The organism is Chryseobacterium tructae (assembly GCF_030409875.1).
Taxonomy (GTDB): Bacteria; Bacteroidota; Bacteroidia; order Flavobacteriales; family Weeksellaceae; genus Chryseobacterium; species Chryseobacterium tructae.
On sequence record NZ_JAUFQR010000001.1, the window covers coordinates 1,244,206 to 1,265,716 of the forward strand.

Genomic DNA, 21,511 nt, shown 5'->3' on the forward strand with positions numbered 1-21,511 from the left:
ATGTTATATACTCCAATACAATTCAGGAATGTAGAGTTGAAAAACCGCTGGGTAATGTCTCCCATGTGCATGTATTCATGTGAAAACGGAATGGCCAATGACTTCCATTTGGTACATTACGGAAGCAGAGCGCAGGGAGGAACCGGGCTGCTTGTGGTGGAAGCTACAGGGGTAGAACCAAGAGGAAGAATTACCAATCACTGTATGGGAATCTGGAATGATGAACAAGCGGAAAAATTGCAGCAAATTGTAGAATTTGTTCATAAAAACTCAGACAGCAAGATAGGAATCCAATTAGCGCATGCCGGAAGGAAGGGCTCTACATGGAATAACCTGCAGATTTCAGTAGAAGAAGGTTGGGAAACCATTGCACCAAGCTCTATTCCCTATCATCCGTCAGAAAGAATTCCGCATGTTTTGAGTACTGCTGAGGTAAAAGAACAAGTTCATCATTTTAAAAAGGCAGCACAAAGAGCTGTAAAAGCAGGTTTTGATCTGATTGAAATTCATGGAGCCCACGGATATCTTATTCATCAGTTTTTATCTCCATTATCCAACATCAGAACCGATGAATATGGTGGGAGTTTTGAGAACAGAATCCGTTTTCTCATTGAAATAGTTGATGCCGTTAATGAAGAATTGAATGAAAATATAGCCCTTTTTGTACGGATTTCCGGAACAGAATATGCTGAAAATGGCTGGGATATTCAGGATAGTGTAGCATTAGCGAAAATTTTAAAAGAGCATTCCGTTGATCTTGTAGATGTATCGAGTGGTGGAAATATCCATGGAGCAAAAATTTCAGTTTTCAATGGGTATCAGGTTCCTTTTTCTTCTCAGATAAAAAGGGAAGCGGATGTAAAAACCGGAGCAGTAGGTTTAATCACAAAAGTAGAACAGGCAGAGGATATTCTTCAGAATGGAGAGGCAGATCTGGTCTTTATAGCAAGGGAAATCTTAAGAAATCCATACCTTGCCGTTCAGGGAAGCTTTGAAATGAAGGAAGACTGCTTTTTTCCCCATCAATATACAAGAGCCAAGATCTCTTCATAATACTAAATTCTGTGAAAATGAATATTGAAGACTTTATGCTGACCTGTCCCAGTAAGAAATTTCTGGGCGTGGAATGTTTGGGATGTGGTGCTCAGCGCGCCATTGTTCTGGTCTTTGAAGGAAAGTTTTCGGAAGCATTTAAAATGTATCCGGCGGTATACACTGTATTGCTGTTCTTTTTTATTTTAGGACTAAGTGTTATCGATCAGAAAAGAAAGTATTCATCGGTACTTATGAAGCTCGTCATCGTTAACCTTGTGATTGCGGTTATTTCTTATGTTTACAAACATTTCTGATTATATTTTAGAGAATATTAAAAATTAAAGCTGTTTTTTTCATATTATTTAATTCTGAAAGCGTGAAAGTCGTAGAATTACTACAATTTTTGAAACAGTGACCTTAAAACTTTTGAAATTAGAACATGAAGTCTATCTTTGTTATGAGAAATCCTTTAAACAGGGCTATCATTAATGATTTAAATTTAAGAATATGGCAGGAAATTCAAGAGGAATCTTAAAATTCAATGGAGGTGAAGGTCAGAAGTTATTAAAACTTAATTACAGCGTTTCAAGAGCTACCGATGTTTCAGGACGTGTAGCATCAGATCCGTCAAATGCACTGATTAAAGTAACCATCGAAGCAACAGAAAAATCTGATGTTTTGGAAAGTTTACTAAATAGCAAATATAAGCCTACAACTGGAGAAATCAACTTCAATAAATCTCATGAAGAAGGAACACTAATTGCTTTGAAATGGGAAAATGGATATGTGATTCAGCACGAAGTAGACTTTGATGCAATAGACAGCAATAATATGCTGATTAGCTTTGTAATAAGTGCTGAAACTATTACTTATGGTAATTCTGAATATGCAGGGCTTTGGCCAAGCAGTTAGGTCTTTGCTCGTTAAAATAAAAAGACTGTCTTCATAAGACGGTCTTTTTTATCTTTTCCAGCCCTATTCTAAAGGAAACTTACAATTTCCATTCACTAAAAACCATTTAACAAATCACTACAAAATATGTCAAACAAACCAGGAATATCCAATGCTGCATTTCGCCCTACACAAAATGCGGATGGGATATCCGAAAATCACCATACAGGTATTAATCGTTTGGTAAAGCTTTCTATAGTTATAGAAGGAAAGATCATCAAATTCTATAAACATTTCAAACTCAAGCAAAGTACAAGAAGACATCATGAATTCACACTGACTTTAGCTCATGATACTTTAGGCGAAAGGCAAACTCATTCATTGGAAGATGCCAACAAATTTCTTGGAAAACGTCTTACAGCTATTATTTCTTATAAAGATATAGACAACAGCCCTGAGAGAACTTTCGTAGGGGTCATTACAGGAGTAGGATTCAGCCAGGAGAGAATGAGCTTGGGAAATATTGTCCTAACAGGCAGCAGTCCAACCATTTATTAGACGGAGCTCCGCATATTCAGAGTTTTGGAGGAAACCAGCCTGTGAATATGGGAATCATTGCAGAAGATATTATCAGACAAGGAATTGATAAAAGCCGTTTTGATATCAGGATCGATGCGAATAATTTTTCTCAGATCATTTACAGCAGTCAATATGATGAAACGCATTACAATTATCTGGCAAGAATGGCTGAAGCTTATGGCGAGCAATTCTATTATGATGGTGAAGTACTGCATTTTGGAAAACTTCCCCCTCAAAATAAAGCAATAACCCTTACATACGGAAGCAGTGCTAATGATATAAAGGTAGAATTAAAGGCTGTTCACACCAAACCGCAGTTCTATGGCTATAACAGTAATAAAAATGAAAAACTGACTTCAGGGTCTACCCCTATAAAACATGTAGGAGATCTGGCTAAAACAGCATACAGTCATAACGATTCTATTTATAAAACTCCAGCGTTACAAGTTGCTCCAATGAAAGCAAATACCCACTTGGATGTTGAATATTCACAGAAAAGTGCTTCCGGAAGTGAAGCTGTAAATGTTTTCACTATTTCAGGGAATACTACCGTTCCTTTTTTGCATCCGGGTTGTGTAGCTGATGTACAGATGCGTAAACCTGATTCTAATGAAACATCTTATTTCACAAGAATCATGATCACGGAAGCAGAACATGAAATTGATACAATTGGCCATTATCAGGGGAGCTTTGTAGGAATTGCTGCCGATACAGGATTTCTGCCAAGACCGGAATATACGATTCCAAAAGCAGAACCACAGACTGCTACAGTAATTTCTAATACAGATCCTTCAGGACAGGGAAGAGTACAGGTAAGATTCGACTGGCAAACCAATGATACTACCCATTTTATCCGTATGATGAGCCCTGATGCCGGAGGGACTGATCAGGTATCTCAAAACAGAGGGTACGTTGCAATTCCGGAGGTAGGAGATCAGGTAATGGTAAATTTCGTTCATAGCCATCCGGATAGACCTTTTGTAATGGGAGGAATGTTCCATGGCGGAGTCGCTTTGGGTGGTGGTATCAATAACCGTTTGAAATCGATACAAACCAGAAGCGGAATCAGAATCTTACTGAATGATGATGAAGGAAGTGTAACGATTTAGATCCAAGCGGAAACAGTTACTTTATGGATGGAAAGGGAAATATCAATATGAAAGCTCCTAAAAATTTCACTTTAAATGCAGGTGAAAATATCAATATTACTGCAGGAAAAGAAATTTCTATTGATGCAGGAGCAAGTATTACCAGTACAGCCAATGAAGACATTAATTCTACTGCAGGAAAAGACATCATGCAGACGGCATCTGGAGATATCCGGGAATCCTCAGATACCAGAACAGAATTAGTTGATAAAGAATTTAAAAGACAATCTGAAACCTCTAACGAAATAGCAGGCGAAATTTCGATGTTCAGCGAACTAGAAAATATGACCATGCAAAGCGGAAAAATAGTGGAGTTCAACAGTGCTGAAAAATCAAAACTTTTCTAATATGGCGATTATTAAGACAGCAACCAATATTCATATAAAAGTCAAAGACTCTTACCACTTGAATGTTGGAAATAAAGTAGAAAAGATGGCCAAGAAGATTAATGTTGAGGCACAAAAGGAAAACCTTATTTTAGCGAGTAACAAGAAGATTGTGTCTCATGGTAACAAATAAATTAAAGTTTCTTTTTCTTTGTGCAGTTTGTTGTTTCTCCATCATCAATGGTCAGAATAAAAAATACAATTGGTTGGGAACTGTTTCAGCACCGGAGGAATATCCTATGGAAATTTACAGTGGAGCTATTATCGCTGATGATTTTACGTATAGTTTTGATGCCGATTGGGGAACCCAGAATCAAGGTTGGGGAACGGAAGGTAAAATAAAGAAGGCAAAGATTGAAAAAATGGATCTTCCAAATCAATTGAATTTTACTTGGTATTCCTTAACAGAGAAAAAGTTTTATACCGGAAAATGGAAACTGAATAAAGATAAAATAAAGAGTCTTTTTGATGAAGGATTTGTAGATCAGGATACCCGTAAAAGAGTTACCTATACTACTTTTATTGTAGGATTAGCACCAAAAGGAAAGGTGGCCGTATGGGTAAAGGGTTCTAAGAATCAAAAAGAAGTAGGTTTTTTTCAGGCTCATGATACTCTTATCACAAAAGAAAGGGCAGATAAAGACGCTCAATATATGTTTAAAGAGGGTTTCACAGAAGCAACATTGTATAAAGCGTTCAACCCGGAGCTTCGTAAAAAAATTTCGGAAGAAGGATATCCAGCTGTAGATAGTTATGAAGGATACAGGGAAAGATACAAATGGAACCTGTGGTGATCCTTCCGGAAGGAGGCGTATGGTTAGATTTTGGATTTACCGGCTATAATGGCGATGAAGAAAATCTTTTTGCAAAAAGTTTAAAGGATAATCCTTATAAAGAAAGAGCAATCCCTAGATTTTCTGGTTTTTATTGGCGTGATCAAAATAAAAACAGATATGCCGTATGGATAGATTCTTTTAATGAGAAAGAAATTTTTGAATTATTCAGAAAAATAGGCAAAGAAGAAGAAATTGACGTTACCATAAAAGTCAATGAAAACAATACCAAAGTTTTGGTATCACTTATTACTGAAGAAGGAGAAGTTTCTATTACCAAGGCAAAGATCCGATTGTCCCATAAAGCAGAACAAGTTGCTGATTAATATAAAATAAGAATCTATGTCAAATATAGTTTTTGGAAATTATTCTCCTTCCGAAGAAGAAGATGACGGAGTACAGGAAGTAATCATAGGTGTTTTTTTTGATGGTACCTTGAATAACGAAAGGAATACTTATCTCCGAAAGGAATATCAAAAGAAAAAAGCAAAGCAACCCTATGATGAAGATGCTGTAGATGATTACCCTATACTAAAGGCTGATGCTGATAGTTATGATAACGACTATTCAAATGTTGCAAGAATGTATCATTTTTATGACAATAACAGTCAGAATTCGATCTATGTAGAAGGAATAGGAACAGAAAATGGAGCAAGAACAGATGCCAGTCAGGGATATATTACTGGAACAGGTAGCACCGGAGTTCCTGCCAAAGTGGGGATAGGTTGTAAACTTGTAGCAGAAAAAATTAAAAGTTTTGCCACAAAGAAAAAAACGGTCAATCTTATTCTGGATGTATTTGGTTTCAGCAGAGGAGCTGCAGCTGCACGTCATTTTGTAAATGAAGTAACAAAATCAAGAAATGGCAAAAATCCAGCAAGAGGAGTGCTAGGACAGAAGTTGGCGAGTTATAATATTCAGATTAATAAATTTCAGATTAGATTTGTTGGGCTATACGACACTGTGTCTTCATATGGAGGAGATTTTAGTAATGATGTTGAGGATCTGGGTCTGGATTCCATAAAAAACAGTTCTGTGAAGAATGTTGTACAGTTTGCAGCAGGTCACGAATGGAGAACCAATTTCAGTCTTACTGATATTACCAGCGCAGGAGATAAAGGAAAAGAATTTACGATTCCCGGTGCCCATGCAGATGTTGGCGGATGTTATGAAAGTGAAGTCTTTAAGCAGGATCACAGTCCTTCCTTAACACCGGCAAGAGTTATTAATGATCCTGTGGAATACAACCGTATTGCAGAAGGTAAAAAGCAAGTTTTCATTGATCAAGGATGGTATTTGAAAGGACAGATTAAAACAGGGCCACATTCTAATAAATATGTCAATCATATTTATTTACAGGGTGAAAGATATATTGATAAAAGATACAGCTATATTCCTTTGCACTTTATGTGTCAGTTGGCAAAAGATAAAAAATCGGAATTTAATACCTCTTCTGTAGAATTCAAATTCCAGATTCCACAAAAAGCGGGGCAAAACGGGATTCACCTGCTCAGTTATGTCAAAAGTAGGTTGCAAAAATATATTGATGAAACAAAAAACTTGAGTGCATTCGAAAGAAATAAAATCTCTTATCAAAAATATCTTGATTTTGAGAATGAAAAAAAGCTCATCAATAATTACGTACATTGGTCTGCAACAGGGAAAACAGGACATGGTCCAAGAAAGGATGGAAGAAGAGAAATTATAAACGGCTAATCCATGAAAAAAATAATACAAATATTTCTATTATCTGCAACTCTGAGTAGTTTGCTCTATAATTGTCAAAAAGGTAATGCAATGAACGATACATATGTTTATGAAACTGGTTCTGGATGTGATGAAAGCTATCCTATAGATACTTATCGACAGGTATTTTATTCTAAGGATAACAAAATGATTCAAATTGACGGACTCGGATTTCAAAGAGGACCATGGGGAAATGGAGGAGTAACCTATGTGAAAAATGAAAAACAGGACAAAAAGCTTCCTACTATTATGAAAGTAGGTTATTATTCTTACGCGGAAGATAAATTTTATGAAGGAGAATTCAATCTGCCTACTGATAAGATCAAAGAATATCTTAATGAAAAAGCAGACGATCCGGAATATATCAATAGAAAGAATGAAGATAGCAAAGACGGTTTTTTTCATAAATATAACCGTATAGAAGTAGGATTTACATTAGGGGGTATGGTTGTTCTATGGATTAAAGGAGAAGACGCTCAAAAAATACTTGCCACATTTACAGCCAAAGAAGCCTTTCCTGAGTGGAGTTCTGTTTTTGAAGACTCTGATCGCAAAGGAAAAGTTGAATATGGATTAAACAATGATGTATATACTCCGAAAGTTAAAAATGAAATTCTTACCAAAACACTGCCTTTAGGTCTTTGGAAAGCATATGAAGAACAGTTCAATTGGGGACTTCTTGTAAATCTACCATCAGGAGGTAAACTGGAGAATATTTCAGTGAAAACAATCAATGCTGAAACAGAAACACTGTACAATTCTGCTCACGGAGATAAAAAGAGGGCAGTACCTTATAATATAGAATTCTTTTGGTCACTTAATGGGAAACATTATAATTCAAGAATTGTTTTTGGTGAGAATATGAATTATTACAATGCAATCTATAAAGCTACAAAAGCTTCTGCAAAAGATGCGAGACCTTCAGACTTCAGGCAGGAAGAAGTATATAAAAACTTTCATCTACTGAAACCAGATGAATCTGCAAAGCTTACCATTAATGTAGATAGTGATCAGTCTATCAATGTATCATTAAAACAAGAAGACCAGAATCTTTCCTTCAAAAGTATTATCGCAAAAACTTTTGAACAGTAAAGTGTTGAATTCTAGGTTTAATCAATTAATTGAAATAGAAAAAGACGATAGTAATATGGTTCAATATTATTATAAATGGTCATAATGTTTAATTATTGAGATATGAAAAGACTCTTAATTTATATACTGATATTTCAATATTTCTTAATCTCATGTCAAAAAAATATGAATAAATACGAGTGGATGCCAACAGAAAGTTCACCTAAAATGTATCCTATGAATATACATAAAGGAACTTTGATTTTGGAAGATGGGAGTAGTGTTTATATTCCATCCTCCGGAATATCTCATGAAATATGGGGGCATACAGGTTCTACCCATGTACAAGGGAATGATTTTAAATCAATTCCGGTAAAGCTGGAATTAACCTGGGCTTCATTCATGGAAAAGAAATTTTATAAAGGAAGCTGGGATCTTCCGGTTGATAAAATAAAAGAATTATTTAATAAAGGAGTTACCAATTGGCGCACTGGAGCCAAAGACAATTATTCCTATATTGTGGTAGGTTGTGCCCCCGGAGGAGTAGTTGTGGTATGGATGTACGGAGACGATCAGCAGGTTGAGATAGGACGTTTTCAGGCAAAAGAAACGAATATAAGCATGGCTGAATATGTGCCGGGAAATCCAACGATTACACCCAATGAATTTTTTGATGTAAGCAGTTCTGTACCCGCAGCCTATGAGAATATGAATAAAAAAGGAATTCAGTATGGCTTATGGGATACTTATCGTGAAAAGTATTCATGGAAGCCGGAAATACAAATTCCGGGGTATACCTTAGACCATGTTATTTTTGAAATGTTTAATGGGGAAATGGAAACCCTATTTGGAAGTACAATAGCCAATAATCAATTCAAAGTAAGGGCGATTCCAAGATATTTCTCTTTTTTATTATCCAATGCAAAAGGAGAAAAATATGTCTTTGAAGTAAAATATGCTGATGAAGACGAAATGCTTGAGTTGTTTAAAAATGCAGATAAAAATAAACCCATAGAGATCATATTACAGATGGACGGAAGTCTGAATAATAAAAAATTAATCTTTAAACAAGAAAATAAAGAAATCCTGATCAAAAAAATAGACATGGATAACTTCTGGAAGTACCAAGAATGATAAGCCGTAAAATCCATATAATCTATCTCTTACTTTTCATGAGCACATTAATCTCATGTCAAAATAAAATGGAAAAATACAAATGGCTTCCTACAGAAAGCTCTCCCCTTTTATATCCTATGAACATATATAAAGGTAATCTTTATCTTGAAGACGGTACCAATGTGTATATTCCATGTTCCGGTATTTCTCATACAGGTTGGGGATATGGTGGTTCTACCCATACTCAAGGGGAGGATTTAAAAGCAGTTCCTGTAAAACTGGAGGTAACCTGGGCCTCTTTTTTGGAAAATAAATTTTATTCCGGAAGTTGGGAATTGCCTGTAGATAAGATAAAAAAGCTTTTTAAAGAAGGTACAGTGAATTGGAGAAACAATGAAAAAGGAACTTATTCTTCAGTTGTTGTAGGATTGGCACCAGGTGGAGTTGCTGTAGTCTGGATGTATGGTAATGATCAGCAGATAGAAATAGGCAGATATCAGGCAAAAGAAACTCAGGTTGCCATGAAAGATTATGTGCCCGGAAATCCAACCATCACTCAGAAAGAATATTTTGATATGAGCGCTTCTGTTCCCGAAGCATATGAAAATATGATGAAAAACGGAATCCCGTTTGGAATCTGGGATACTTACCGTAAAAAATACAATTGGAAAACAAGCATAGAAATTCCTAATCAGACATTGAAAAATGTGACGATGGAAATGTATAATGGGGAAATGGAAACATTATTTAATGAAACCATTACTAAGAATCCTTTTAAAGAAAGAGCCGTTCCGCGTTTACTATCTTTTTTGTTTGAAGATAAGAATGGGAAACAGACTGTTTTTGAAGTAAGATATTTTGATGAAAATGAAATCTTTTCATTATTTAAAAAGACAGATGCAAATCAACCTATAGAAATTGTCCTTCAAATGAATGAAGATCTTACCAACAGAAAGCTGATTTTGAAACAAGGAGATAAAGAATTTCCAATACAGAAAATAGATTATGATAATATGTGGGAACTTAAGAAGTATAAATCAAAATAAGAACATCTCAGTATTATATAAAAGAATCAGGCTCAGAAAAAGAACAATGAAGCCGGCTTATTATGAAGAAGTTTAATATACATTCCGTTCAGAAAAATGAAAATTTAAAAAGCATTGCTGCCCTTTATAATATGGATGCAGATGCTTTAAAATTATTTCATAACAATCACTGCCAGGTAAAAGATATGGTGCTTATAGATCTTACCAGACAGACAGAACTCTTTATTCCGCGAACTGCTGTTGCAGACAAGAATAAACTGGTAAAGTTCGGAATTGGAAACCGTCTTGTTTTTCAGCCGGAAAAGTCATTCTGTAATTATGGGGTGACCATTAATTTTGAAACTGGAGATCATAAAAATGAACTGAAATATAATACCTCAGTCCGTTGGCTGAAATACGAAGATAATCTGCACTTTTTCGAAATTAACCGTACTTCAAATCTATATCTGAATCAGGAGGAAGTCAATGAAATTGCAGATATGTTGGCTTATAAAACATCAAAAGTTTTGTACCCTTTACAGGTAAGTGTAGATGGATATGGGAAATTCAATCAGGTAGAAAACGCTGAATCCTTTACAGAAAGATGGGATAGTGTAAAAGAAGAAGTTTATAAAGAGTTTGAAGGAGAAATCGTAGATGAATATTGCAGAAAAATAGAAGAAATTATACAAGAGGACGATGCTATCAACCTTTATCTTAAAAATGATTATTTCCTGAGAACCCTATTCTTTGGAATTTATCAGAGCTTTGGAGAAAACTACCAGCTGGAGTTGGAGGATAGCTTTCCTGTTATCAGTAATCCGATAGAACCGAAATATAAAATACATATAGAAGTAGATCCGGTAAAAGATGAATATGACCTGATCAATATAGCAGGAGAAGGAAAATTAAATGAGGAAAGAACCATATCCGATTTTATCAATGAATATCCTTTCTCAATGATTATTGCAGATGATCCGATAATGAATGAAGATGGTAACTTCAGAATACAATATTACCTTAACGGAAAAACTTTACTTCCCGAATCCCTATATCTGGAATGCAGTATGATGCTGAAAGAAGAAAAGAAAATATCAGTGGTGATTGCCACGATAACAGAATAAAAAAAAACAAACGAAATGAAACTGAAATTAAAATTAAACGATAAACTCTTTGCCTTGATAGGACTGCTGTGCTTCAGTTTATCTTTTGCACAAAAAGTAGAATTTACAGTACCCAAGAGTATTGAAGTTTTGGAAAATATTATTTTTGATTTTCAAAATGACTTTACGAAACCTATTGCAGTAGATGCCGCTGCTACACCTGATGATTTCTCAACCACGGTTGACCTTTTTGATCTGAAATATGATGGTGAAAATAAAAACCCTTACCTGAATCTTGCATTAAATAAAGGAGCAAAATCCAAGCAGTTTATTGAACGAGCGAGCTGGACCGTAACTTTTAAGAAAATCACTAAGAAAAGTACAAAAGTAAGCATCGACATTGAATCTGTCATTCCTGATCGTTGGTCAAAGAAAGAAGTAAATGTAAAGCTTACCCAATCCACAGGAAAAGTAGAAAATGAGATCAAAGAATTTCTGCTAAACTATAAAAAGCCAAAATCTTCATCCGCATGGGCAACAGCAGATGCCGCTGCAGAACCTACAGAAGCACAAATAGCTGCTGCAGAAGCACAAGCTACGGCTCAAATGGCAGAACTTGAAAACAGAAGACTTATCCAGAAAACAACTTCAAAAAAGCTACAGGCATTATTTAGTAAAAAACAATTTATTACTCTGCCAACAACTGCAGATACCTTTACAAAATCTTTACAGATACAATCCAAAGAAATGGAATGCAACGATTGTAAAGATGGAAAATATTCAAATTGGGATATTGATGAGGTTTTTAATCTGATCTATGCTAAAATGAATGATGGACAGGAATATTATGCCTTACAATACTACGGTGACAAAAAGGTTTCCGGATTACCTTACGGGCTTGTATTCAATGAAAGTTCACCATCTGAATGTAAGGCGAAGTTTGCAAGATACAATGCACAGCTTTATCAGACAACGGTAGATGTTGATGCCAATACAGCAACTGCATTAACGGTAGTTACCTTTAAAATGAATAATAGTTTTGTCCGACTTGAATTTGGAAACCAATACCTGACAAGACTTCTCGTATCCAATAAAGAACAATAACCATGGCTGAAAAACATATTGTAGTACAGGGAGCCATGTGCAAGTGCCAGTTCGGACAGGCTCCGGATAAACTCAAAGTACTTTCACACCAAAAAGAATATGCTAACGATAAAAATGCCTCCAAAAAACTCATCGTTACCACAAAAGAAATAGGAGGCGCAACATTTGAGAAAAATACATTCGGAAACTGTACCAAAAACGGAGGCCCACCACCGCCATGTAAGATCATGGTTACCGAATGGCAGAATTTCTATGATAAAGTACAATTGAGTAATGGCGGATATATCATTCTGGAAGACAGCAAAGCCATTTGTGCCGTTGCCGGAACTCCCTGTATAGAAATCACAGACCATGGCCAGAGAACAGAAGCCAGCCAGCAGAACTTTAAAAATGCCGATAAGGATGTACAACAGCAGATCAATCCTTTGGTAAATACAGAATCAATGTATAACGATCAGCCTACCCACCAAGGAGAGGACAACAGTGTAATCTAAAATGAGAAGAAATGGCGAAAGGCGTTAAAACAATAAAATTTAAAGGGCCTCATTATCCAACGATGACAGTCCCTGGAAAGAGAATAACTTTAAAAGCAGATCAGGACGGACTTTTTGAGGTAGATGAATGGCTTCCGGGAACGACTGCAGAAGATAAAAAGAAACCCGTGGTTTGGATGAGCCAGAGTATGGATAGACTTTCAGTTCTCACTAAGAAAGAATCAGCATCCGGTTTAGATTTGTGATTGGGAAAAAATACTGCGGAAATTATTACTACTATATAGAAGCCAGTCTCTCCGGGAAAAGAGATCGCAATCATAATTCAGGGCTTTATGTAAAAGGCTGGTGTGAACCTAAAATTGTAGACAGCAGATGGTGTAAGCAGCCAGGTGGTCAAGATGAACGAAAAACGTATGTCTTTTCTTACGGACACCTTGTCTACCTTCATTTAGATACAGAAGGCCTCAATGGAGACAGACTGATTGTGGAAGTTTATAAAGTAGTAACAGGAGGTGGAGGACTAAATGATGATAAGCTTATGTCTACTTATGATGCAAAAGTAGTGGATGGGCAGGTAAACCTGAAAATTGGAAACACCTATCAATGGTATGGTAAAATTGGCAGACCCAAAGATAAAGAGGAATTTTACGTAAAAGTAAAAACAGCTTCAGGAGTTGAGATAACCGATGGTAAAGATAAGGCTCATGCTCGTTTTCTGAGAATTCAGAATAGAGTAGTGAGCAAGGGGGTAGAAAGCTCAACTAATAATACCCCAACCAAAGTTGATTTGCCAGATAAAAATCAAAAAAATACCCACTCCTGCAGATATAAAGAAATCAGTGTAGATGATAATGGAGACCATTTTGTGGTTTTCAAAGAAGGAAGCACCAAATTCAAAAAAGTAACTTCCGAAACCCAGTTAGTAACGAGAAGAATACATTTTGCCTTTGACAAATCAGAAATACGCACCGATGAAAGAGCTTTCTTGCAAACTCTGCTTGATTTTCTACTGTACAACCAACACTTAGATATGACCCTTTCCGGACATGCCGATGATAGAGGAACGCTGGATTATAATCAGGCACTTTCAGAAAGAAGAGCACAGGCTGTAAAAGACTTTTTTGTAAATGGAGGACTCGTTAAAAGTAGAATTAAAACAAGAGGCTACGGTGAAGTAAACCCTGCTGTAACAGGAAAAACAGAAGAAGCTTATAAAAAGAACCGTAGAGTAGAAATTGATTTCAGTTATCTGGAATACAATCAGGAAGCATTGATCTATGAAACCATTGGCCCGGATGCAAAGAAAGCCAAGGAAATTACAGTAAATGTAAGAGAACGTATAGATAAAGGATGTTTCAGAAAAGAAAAACATGACAAGAACATTATCTACATCAATGAAACAGGTGGTAAAGATCTCATCCCTAAAAAAGGAGACAAGATCAAACAAACTGTATTTTCACAACAGGCTGCATTTCCGAAAAACTATGCATTAATGCTGCTGAAATATCTCAATCCGTTTTCTACGATTGATTATAAATTTGCATTCTACATCAATAGTTGCGCTTATTATGCAAGTAAGAAAAATGCAACCCTTGAAGTAAGAGTGTATCCGGATATTATCTGGATCGGTCATTTTCAGTATAATGGTGAAGATAAGGTAATTCCTTATTATTTTCATCAAAAAAACTTTGACCTCGAGCAGGGAATTACCGATGTTCTTAATGAATTGAAGAGTACTATTTTCTATAAAATATTCAGGTTGTTTCCAACCAACTTTATCGTTGAACATACCCTTCTGAAATATATTGAAAGCCAGGCAAAGAGTTATTTCTACGGAATTCATACCATCCACAACCGCACTGTGGAAAAAGCAGGACAGGAACTTTCTCTGGTGGGTACTCAGACAAACATTATCAAACAGACGGATTATACAAGATTTGCTGCAGCAGCCGTTATTTATGGCTTCGTTGTAGTGGGGATTTTGATCGAACTTCTGATGATCTACCTCACAAGAGGACGAAATGTAGTGAATAAGCTTCAGAAATTTGCTAAAATGGCAAGAAAAGCAGAAGCCATCTTAAAAAGAATGGAAGATGCAGGGGTAGAATTGATTCCACCGGCAATTGCCGTCAATGCAGGAATGTATTATCAGAAACAGAAAGATGGTAAAGTAGGTGTCGTGTACGAAGCCAATTTAAAAGCAGATCCTTTAATTGCTGTCAACTTCAAAAGAGAATTTGACCTGCTTGACCTGATCACCAAAAAAATTCAGGACATCAAAGGAGCTTCACTTCCAAAAGATCCGGAAGCCAAAAAAAAACTGGAACGAAATAAAAAGAATAACGATAGTATTGCCAGTTATTTTGAAACTTCAGGAGTTCATGAAATCAAAGGAACGATAGAAGTACGTGGAGACCTTATTTTTGAACATAATGTAAGATACAGTGTCCTTACAAACAGCTACAGTATTAGTGATAAACTAGGTAATGGTGTAGCTACCGCAAAAAATGAGATGCTACTGAAAGAACAAATTCTCTTTAATGCCGTTGTAGAAGGAAAATATGAAGGAGTATTCAAATTTTGTAAACTACAGACTTCCATTGAAGGGAAAGTAAGATTTACCTTAAAAGGAAGTTTAGGATCAAAATTAACGTATGGAGTTAATAATAAAGATGGTAAAGGTCTATTTGTTGCTAAGTCATTATATTGTTCAGGAGTAGAAGGAACCTATTATGGAAGTTTGGAAATAAAAGGAGTATTAGGTGTCTTTAAAAAAGAAACCAACGGCGGAGAACCTATTCCATTTACCTTGATAGAACCTTTTGAAATGCCACTATATCAAATACAGTTGTTTAAATCTTAATGACAATGATAAAATTAATACTAAGCACTATAATGGTCGCAAGTTTAACCGCTTGCTCACAAAATAAAACAGAAACTATGCAGAACCCTAATATTAATGCAGGAAATATTGTAGAAGAAATTACAAAACAAGTCAAACATTATCCTTCAGAAAAAATTTATAAAATAAGACACGAACATGATCTTTGTTATTATGAGATCCTTCTGAATGATATCCCGGTTTTTAGAAACTTCGATAATAATGTTCCCGATGCATTTGAAATTAATAATTCTGTATTTAAAAGCGGAAAACAAAAACTAACCTATAGAATGTATCCGATTGGAAACAGTGAGGAAGGAAATTACAGCACTTTAACAGAAGATACCGCGCTGAAGTTGATTTTAAAATCTTATGATTTAAAAAATTCAGCAGCACAGGATATAGTGTACTCAGAACATGAAGCTCCCAAAACAGAAGAAAAAATAACGGATAGTTATTCTAAATTTAGATTTGCGGCAGCAGGGAAAAACTATTACGAAGGGAGTTTTGAGGTGAATGTTGAGGTGCCTTATCAGCTAAATCCTTCCTTTGAAAAAGCACAGGATCTGAGAAAAATGGATGCTAAAGACCTCGAAGCAAAAGTAGTCAAAGAATACCAGAAGATCCGTGAAATCTATGTAAATAAAGAAAAAGATCAGATTGCACAATTGAGCTATGACAGACTCAAAGATGATCTGGTAGCAGATTACGCCACTCCAGCCAAAGTGAAAGCATCATGGAATCAGCTGGATGAGATCATCATCAAAGGAGATGTAGATATTCTGCCTATTAAAAATTATAAAATGAAGTTTTTTGCCGATGGAAGACTAGTAGCATTATATACAGATGGTACAGATCCTGAAACAAGAGGTGGAAATGCTTTAGTATGTAAAATAAAGTCCGGACATTATAAAAACAGTATTTTCGAACTTAAACATTTTCTGTACATTCCACAGGGAGAAACTGAATTTAAAGTATATTAAACTATCCATTAAAAACGGTTTTTTATGTTAAAAAAAAGTATCATTTTTTGTTTCATCCTGGTATTGTTTTCTAATGTGAAATCACAAACTACTTCTACGATCTGTGAAAGTTGTGGCAGCTTTGATCTATTGAAGATTACCTTTAATGAAAATATTGAAGCGTTAACTGCAAAGAGCAATTCATTCAACACTGTTTTTGTTAATGAAGCTTGTGAAGAAAAGGATGCTGACGAATGGACAAAAAAGATAAGATATGTGGATTCAAATACAATATCTATAAAAAAGAAACAGAAAAACCGTTTTTATCCGTTTCAGGAAAATTTACATTTGATACGCTTCATTTATTAACCAATGCTGAAAAATCTTTGGTAGCTTATAATGCTGTTTCCTATTTTACCGGAGAAGAAAAAGATTTTCAGGCTTTGATTGAGATAATCAGCAAAAAATTCAATGTAAAACCGGAACGTAAAACTTTATTTCTGGACGGGGCACTCGTTTATCAATGGAATACCCCAGAGTATGCCTGTCAAATATCCAGATCAAAAGATAAACAGCAAAGTGAAAGTACAATTAATGGGAGAACAGTTGCCAAAAAGTATTATTATACAACTCTCAGCGTTTATAAGACCAATAAGCTTGATCCAAAAATAAATGAGATTATTCGACTTAACGAAAACTTTGTGATATATAAAGATAAAGACTTTTCAAAATAACAGAAGCTTCATCAAATACTTCTGCTTTTATACCCAAATAAATATGGCCTTTTTAGGATGTTTATCTTAATGAAACGAGTATAATAGTATTGATTTACTTGAAACGATGATCATAAAGAGCCTTTGGATAGTAAAAGAAAAATTAGATCGTTAAATAAAACATAGAATATTGTAGCAAGAACAATACAAATATTCTCCTTGCTAAAAATTATAGATTTTTTTGCACCTTAAGAACAGAACAATGCTGAAATTCTTAGCGCTTTAGCGTTTTCCAACAAACATATCAAAGAAAAATCTGCAAAATCTCCTGAATCTGCGAGAAAGATATTCTATAGATAATTTTAAAGCTCTCACAGATTAAACAGATCATGCAAATCGTTGAATAAACCATAGAATATTATAGCAAGTACTCTCCTTGTCAAAAATCATAGATTTTTTTGCGCCTTAAAAACAGAATAATGCTGAAATTCTTAGCGCCTTAGCGTTTTCCAACAACCCCATCAAAAAAACTCCGAAATGTCCTCCATCTGCAAAAAAAATGGCCGATCTCACAAGAAGACCAGCCATTTCTATAATCAATATACTTGAATTATTTTACCAAAAACTGCATGGAAGCACCATCCAGTTTCAAGATATAAACACCCTGTGTAAGGCCTCCAGTTCTGATCACATTCCCATTTTTGAAAGGTCTGTCAATCGTTTGTAGAACTTTTCCTTGCAGTGTATAGATCTCAGCTTTTTTAACATTCTGAACATCACCTTTTACTGTAATTTCCTGATTGGTTACCGGGTTAGTAGTAATTTTAAAGCTTGGTACGGTGCTCTCTGGTACAACATGCTGAGCTTGTCTCGCAGAAGAACCTGAGTAGCATGTCCACTTAAGGTCATCAATAGCCACTCTGTTGCTCGAAGAGTTATTCACAAGACTTACCGTTACATTTCCCGAAACATTAATATTGTTAATGGTTGTTGTCGTTGCAGTAGTATTGTAAGGAACCGTTCCTATAGTTGTTCCGTTTACTTTCACATTAAGAACTCCACTTGTTCCGGAGAATTTTAGTTGTGTAGTCACTGTTAAAGAACCGATACCATTTGTTGAGTTTCCAGATGTCAATGATCCGCTTCTTACAGTAATTGCTTTATTATTGATGGTCTGGTCAGTTCTTGAATCTGTAGCAGTCCAGGAAATACCACCATTGCTCCACGTTTGGGTTGCATAGCTAGAACTTCCAGTAGGAATACTTTCAAAGTTTTCATTGGTACAATCTGTAGATGGAGTAGTAGTTCCTGCATTGGTTGTTCCTGAAACTGTTGAACTGTTGGATGAAGAATTTCCTGCAGCATCCTTCGCTACTACATAAAAGCTGTAAGTAGTTGATGGATTTAATCCTGAAATAGTAGCAGACGTTGAGCTTACTGTGGTTTTCAGACTTCCGTTCATATAAACATTATAACCTGATACGCCTACATTATCAGTAGATGCATTCCAGGCAAGAGAAATACTGTTGGATGTTTTAGAAGAAACTGTAAGTCCTGAAGCCGTTGTCGGAGCTTGAGTATCTGATGTTGGTTGCTGAGAGCCCCAGATAAGATTTACATAGCTAGGATTATCGATAAACGGGTTTCTGTTACCCTGATAAGTATAAGAAGCGTTATTTCTTTTGATTTCAGCCTGAGAAACCGGATCCTGATTATGCCACGCTAAAAGAACATTCAGCTCCCAGGTTTGAAGCCCTGGAAAAGTAGAACTTCCCAACATATCTCCGGAAGAAAAAGAAGAAAGCTTACTCTGATAACGCGTTACAAAATAAAAGATCATACGGGCTACATCCCCTTTGAATTCATCAATCGGTTCAAAAACCTTCCCTGAATATCCGGAAGAAACAGAATTACCAAGCTTTGATCCATTCTGGGAAGTAAAAGTAGCTGAACCTACCTTTCCAAAAGGATAATTACTTCTCATTCCATTCACCTTTCCATCCGTAGCGCGGATGAAATGAATATCAGCTACCATTGGTGAAGCCTCATTAAACAAACTCTGAGGAATAATATGCTCTCTGTTATAGCAGTTTCCTTCTGTAGAATAGGTCCCACATTGTTTAGTACCTGGAGTGTATTTATAAGGATCAGTGCCTGTAGGTTTTTCTGAATAAATATCTAGAATAGAACCGTCATTTTCATAGTCTTTGTCAATGTCAGTTGTTTTATAGGCAGTCCATAATCCGTTGTAGCCTTTATCCTGATGGCCGCTAGTGATAATGCTGCTTAATGCCGTTTTTAGGGCAGCACCACTCAATCCGTTGGCAGCGTTATAGTATCCGGAAGGAGCCTGAGCATAAGCAAGCCCCGAGAATACAGTGAATAAGATGATTTTTTTCATATTAATAAAGTTTCCAACAAGATTACTACATTTTTGTGAAAAAAAAATTACATTATTATTAATTTTGAATGTACAGCATTTAGCTTTCACAAATCAATGAAAAATGAATTCATAGGGTCATTATTACTTAAAATTGATATGTCCAAAACCCGCTTCCTGAAGCCTATTCTTTGTAATTTATCTCTGAGATAAAACAAAAAAAGGGACTGCCTTTTGAAACAGCCTCAATTGTTTTTTATATTTTTGTTAAAACTAAAAATGAATAAGCTAAAATTTATTGATGCATTAAGAGGATTGGCGATTATAGGGGTAATTGTTGTTCATACAGGCCAACATGGTAATACAAAAGTTCCTTGGTATATTTCAAAATTTGTTGAAGAGGGAGCCAGAGGGGTTCAATTATTTTTCCTTGCCAGTGCTTTCACTTTATTTTTATCATTTAATAACAGGGTCAATAAAGAAAAAAACGCAACCAGAAATTTTTTCATTCGACGATTCTTCAGGATTGCACCGATGTATTATCTCGGTATTATTTATTATTTTTTTCAAAATAATTTTGGAATAGATTTTCAATCAGGTGGTAAAACTCTTTCGAGCATTCCTCTAATTATTTCAAATATCACATTTATTCATGGACTAAGCCCTTACTATATTAATACCTTGGTTCCTGGAGGTTGGTCAATATCAGTGGAATTTATGTTTTATGCTTTAGTTCCATTGCTTTTTACCTATGTGAAAAACTTAAATCAATCTTTAGTTCTTTTTATAACAACAACAGCTCTGACTGCAATTATCAAATTTTACTTTTTAAAATATCCACTTATTGAAGATCCACAATTGTGGCAGGATTTTTTATTTTTAAATATTATCAATCAATTACCAGTTTTTGCATTAGGATTAATATTTTACTTTATTGTAATTAAAAATGAAAATTTGGGTGATATTTCCAAATCTTCTTTACTTACATTATCAATATTGATTTTCTGTCACCTATGTATGCCTTATATGAATATATTAGCTAATCATATATTATTTAGTATAGGGTTTTTAATTCTAGCGTACGCATTAAGTAAAAATGATTTTATAATTTTAAACAATGTTGTAACCAGATATATAGGTACAATAAGTTTTAGTATGTACCTTGTACATATTGCCGTACTTTATTGGTTAGATTATTTTAATTTTACTGATTATTTTGAATCCGGATCGAAAAACTTTCTGTTGAGATCTTTCATTACCATAAGCCTATCAATTCTATTGTCTACAATATTTTATAGATTAATTGAAATCCCTGGTCAAAAACTAGGAAAAAAAGTGATAGATAAGTTGAGTTAATTGTATGAAAATAACTGAGCGAAAATAAATAACAGTCTATTTCTATTGTTATATTTATGAGTAGGATTAGATATTATTTATAAGAAAAGATACGAGCAAAAAATAAATGAGGCTGTCTCAAAAGTGAGACAGCCTCATTTATAATAATAGCTGAAAATCTTATTTTCTTTGTGGCGGATAATTTTTCATGATCTCGGCCATGATTTCAGGAATCTGTCTTTGTTTAGATCTTGGAGAATCTACAGAAATCCCGCTTCCGATACCCTGCCAAACTAATTTATTGCTTTTTGAATCGATAAGGTCAACGATCAGAGCACCTTCATTATAATTGCTTGTATAGGTTCTGCTCATTCCAACTCCCCATCCGAAAGGACCACCCCATCCCCACATTCCGTAAGGAGAAGAAGTATTTACATCCGTAATTTTTTTTTGGTTTGCTTTTACGTTGACAATAAGATCTGGGTTCTCTCCGGACTGAAGTCCTTTACTTTGAAGTTGTCTTGAAAGCTCATTCAGAACTCTATCTTTATCAATATCATTCAATTTTAGATCGTCAATTCTTATTTTGTAGGTTTTATAAGAATTGAAATTGGCGGTTTCAGCATAGTCTGAACGTACCTGAAAAGGGCTACAAGAAGTTAAACCTAATGTAGCTGATGCCAACAAAATAAAAATATATTTTTTCATT

At 35.2% G+C, this 21,511-nt stretch carries 20 protein-coding genes and 1 pseudogene; 19 read left to right on the forward strand and 2 right to left on the reverse strand.

Going from position 1 to position 21,511, the window contains the following annotated elements; genetic code table 11:
* From namA to QWZ06_RS06135, 18 genes and pseudogenes are all read left to right on the forward strand, one after another.
* On the forward strand, positions 1-1,053 hold the full coding sequence (gene namA / locus QWZ06_RS06050) for an NADPH dehydrogenase NamA (protein ID WP_290296455.1): 1,053 nt from the start codon (positions 1-3) through the stop codon (positions 1,051-1,053).
* Positions 1,054-1,070: 17 nt separating this feature from the next.
* Complete coding sequence (locus QWZ06_RS06055) at positions 1,071-1,349, forward strand: DUF2752 domain-containing protein (RefSeq protein WP_160136551.1); 279 nt, start codon at positions 1,071-1,073, stop codon at positions 1,347-1,349.
* Between the two features lie 193 nt (positions 1,350-1,542).
* Positions 1,543-1,947, forward strand: coding sequence for a type VI secretion system tube protein TssD (gene tssD / locus QWZ06_RS06060; protein WP_290296457.1), 405 nt, complete (start codon positions 1,543-1,545; stop codon positions 1,945-1,947).
* Between the two features lie 126 nt (positions 1,948-2,073).
* A pseudogene (locus QWZ06_RS06065) lies at positions 2,074-4,000 on the forward strand (type VI secretion system Vgr family protein).
* Between the two features lies 1 nt (position 4,001).
* Complete coding sequence (locus QWZ06_RS06070; protein ID WP_290296460.1) at positions 4,002-4,172, forward strand: hypothetical protein; 171 nt, start codon at positions 4,002-4,004, stop codon at positions 4,170-4,172.
* The gene (locus QWZ06_RS06075; RefSeq protein WP_290296462.1) at positions 4,159-4,833 is read left to right on the forward strand and encodes a DUF2931 family protein; all 675 of its coding nucleotides are present in this window, start codon (positions 4,159-4,161) and stop codon (positions 4,831-4,833) included. The genes QWZ06_RS06070 and QWZ06_RS06075 overlap by 14 nt, the downstream gene beginning before the upstream one ends.
* Positions 4,818-5,198: a hypothetical protein gene (locus QWZ06_RS06080; protein ID WP_290296464.1), complete on the forward strand. Its 381-nt coding sequence runs from the start codon at positions 4,818-4,820 to the stop codon at positions 5,196-5,198. Before QWZ06_RS06075 ends, QWZ06_RS06080 begins: the two co-directional genes overlap by 16 nt.
* Positions 5,199-5,214: 16 nt before the next feature.
* A complete protein-coding gene (locus tag QWZ06_RS06085) occupies positions 5,215-6,588 on the forward strand; it encodes a phospholipase effector Tle1 domain-containing protein (RefSeq protein WP_290296466.1) in 1,374 nt (457 codons plus the stop codon).
* 81 nt (positions 6,589-6,669) lie between these two features.
* Positions 6,670-7,710 carry a DUF2931 family protein gene (locus QWZ06_RS06090; protein ID WP_290296468.1) on the forward strand — a complete coding sequence of 347 codons (1,041 nt, stop codon included), beginning with the start codon at positions 6,670-6,672 and terminating at the stop codon, positions 7,708-7,710.
* A 165-nt stretch (positions 7,711-7,875) separates the two neighbouring features.
* Positions 7,876-8,823, forward strand: coding sequence for a DUF2931 family protein (locus tag QWZ06_RS06095; protein ID WP_290296470.1), 948 nt, complete (start codon positions 7,876-7,878; stop codon positions 8,821-8,823).
* Between the two features lie 68 nt (positions 8,824-8,891).
* On the forward strand, positions 8,892-9,851 hold the full coding sequence (locus QWZ06_RS06100; protein WP_290296472.1) for a DUF2931 family protein: 960 nt from the start codon (positions 8,892-8,894) through the stop codon (positions 9,849-9,851).
* A gap of 62 nt (positions 9,852-9,913) precedes the next feature.
* The gene (locus tag QWZ06_RS06105; RefSeq protein ID WP_290296474.1) at positions 9,914-10,954 is read left to right on the forward strand and encodes a hypothetical protein; all 1,041 of its coding nucleotides are present in this window, start codon (positions 9,914-9,916) and stop codon (positions 10,952-10,954) included.
* 15 nt (positions 10,955-10,969) lie between these two features.
* Positions 10,970-12,037 (forward strand): hypothetical protein, encoded by a 1,068-nt coding sequence (locus tag QWZ06_RS06110; RefSeq protein ID WP_290296475.1) that lies wholly within the window; start codon positions 10,970-10,972, stop codon positions 12,035-12,037.
* Between the two features lie 2 nt (positions 12,038-12,039).
* Entirely contained in the window at positions 12,040-12,531 is a 492-nt protein-coding gene (locus tag QWZ06_RS06115) for a DUF4280 domain-containing protein (protein WP_290296476.1), read from the forward strand.
* Positions 12,532-12,542: 11 nt separating this feature from the next.
* Positions 12,543-12,776, forward strand: coding sequence for a hypothetical protein (locus tag QWZ06_RS06120; RefSeq protein ID WP_290296478.1), 234 nt, complete (start codon positions 12,543-12,545; stop codon positions 12,774-12,776).
* The gene (locus QWZ06_RS06125; protein ID WP_290296480.1) at positions 12,773-15,394 is read left to right on the forward strand and encodes an OmpA family protein; all 2,622 of its coding nucleotides are present in this window, start codon (positions 12,773-12,775) and stop codon (positions 15,392-15,394) included. The genes QWZ06_RS06120 and QWZ06_RS06125 overlap by 4 nt, the downstream gene beginning before the upstream one ends.
* 5 nt (positions 15,395-15,399) lie before the next feature.
* Positions 15,400-16,395 (forward strand): hypothetical protein, encoded by a 996-nt coding sequence (locus tag QWZ06_RS06130; RefSeq protein ID WP_290296482.1) that lies wholly within the window; start codon positions 15,400-15,402, stop codon positions 16,393-16,395.
* Between the two features lie 233 nt (positions 16,396-16,628).
* On the forward strand, positions 16,629-17,108 hold the full coding sequence (locus QWZ06_RS06135) for a hypothetical protein (RefSeq protein WP_290296483.1): 480 nt from the start codon (positions 16,629-16,631) through the stop codon (positions 17,106-17,108).
* Between the two features lie 589 nt (positions 17,109-17,697).
* On the opposite strand, the gene QWZ06_RS06140 is transcribed toward QWZ06_RS06135, so the two are convergent.
* On the reverse strand, positions 17,698-19,488 hold the full coding sequence (locus tag QWZ06_RS06140; protein WP_290296485.1) for an endonuclease: 1,791 nt from the start codon (positions 19,486-19,488) through the stop codon (positions 17,698-17,700).
* A 258-nt stretch (positions 19,489-19,746) separates the two neighbouring features.
* Here QWZ06_RS06140 and QWZ06_RS06145 point away from each other — a divergent pair, with 258 nt between their 5' ends.
* Positions 19,747-20,823, forward strand: a complete 1,077-nt coding sequence (locus QWZ06_RS06145) for an acyltransferase family protein (RefSeq protein ID WP_290296487.1) — start codon at positions 19,747-19,749, stop codon at positions 20,821-20,823.
* A 159-nt stretch (positions 20,824-20,982) separates the two neighbouring features.
* Here the strand turns inward: QWZ06_RS06145 and QWZ06_RS06150 are convergent, their stop codons facing one another.
* Positions 20,983-21,510, reverse strand: a complete 528-nt coding sequence (locus QWZ06_RS06150) for a DUF4136 domain-containing protein (protein WP_290296489.1) — start codon at positions 21,508-21,510, stop codon at positions 20,983-20,985.
* Position 21,511: the final 1 nt, after the last annotated feature.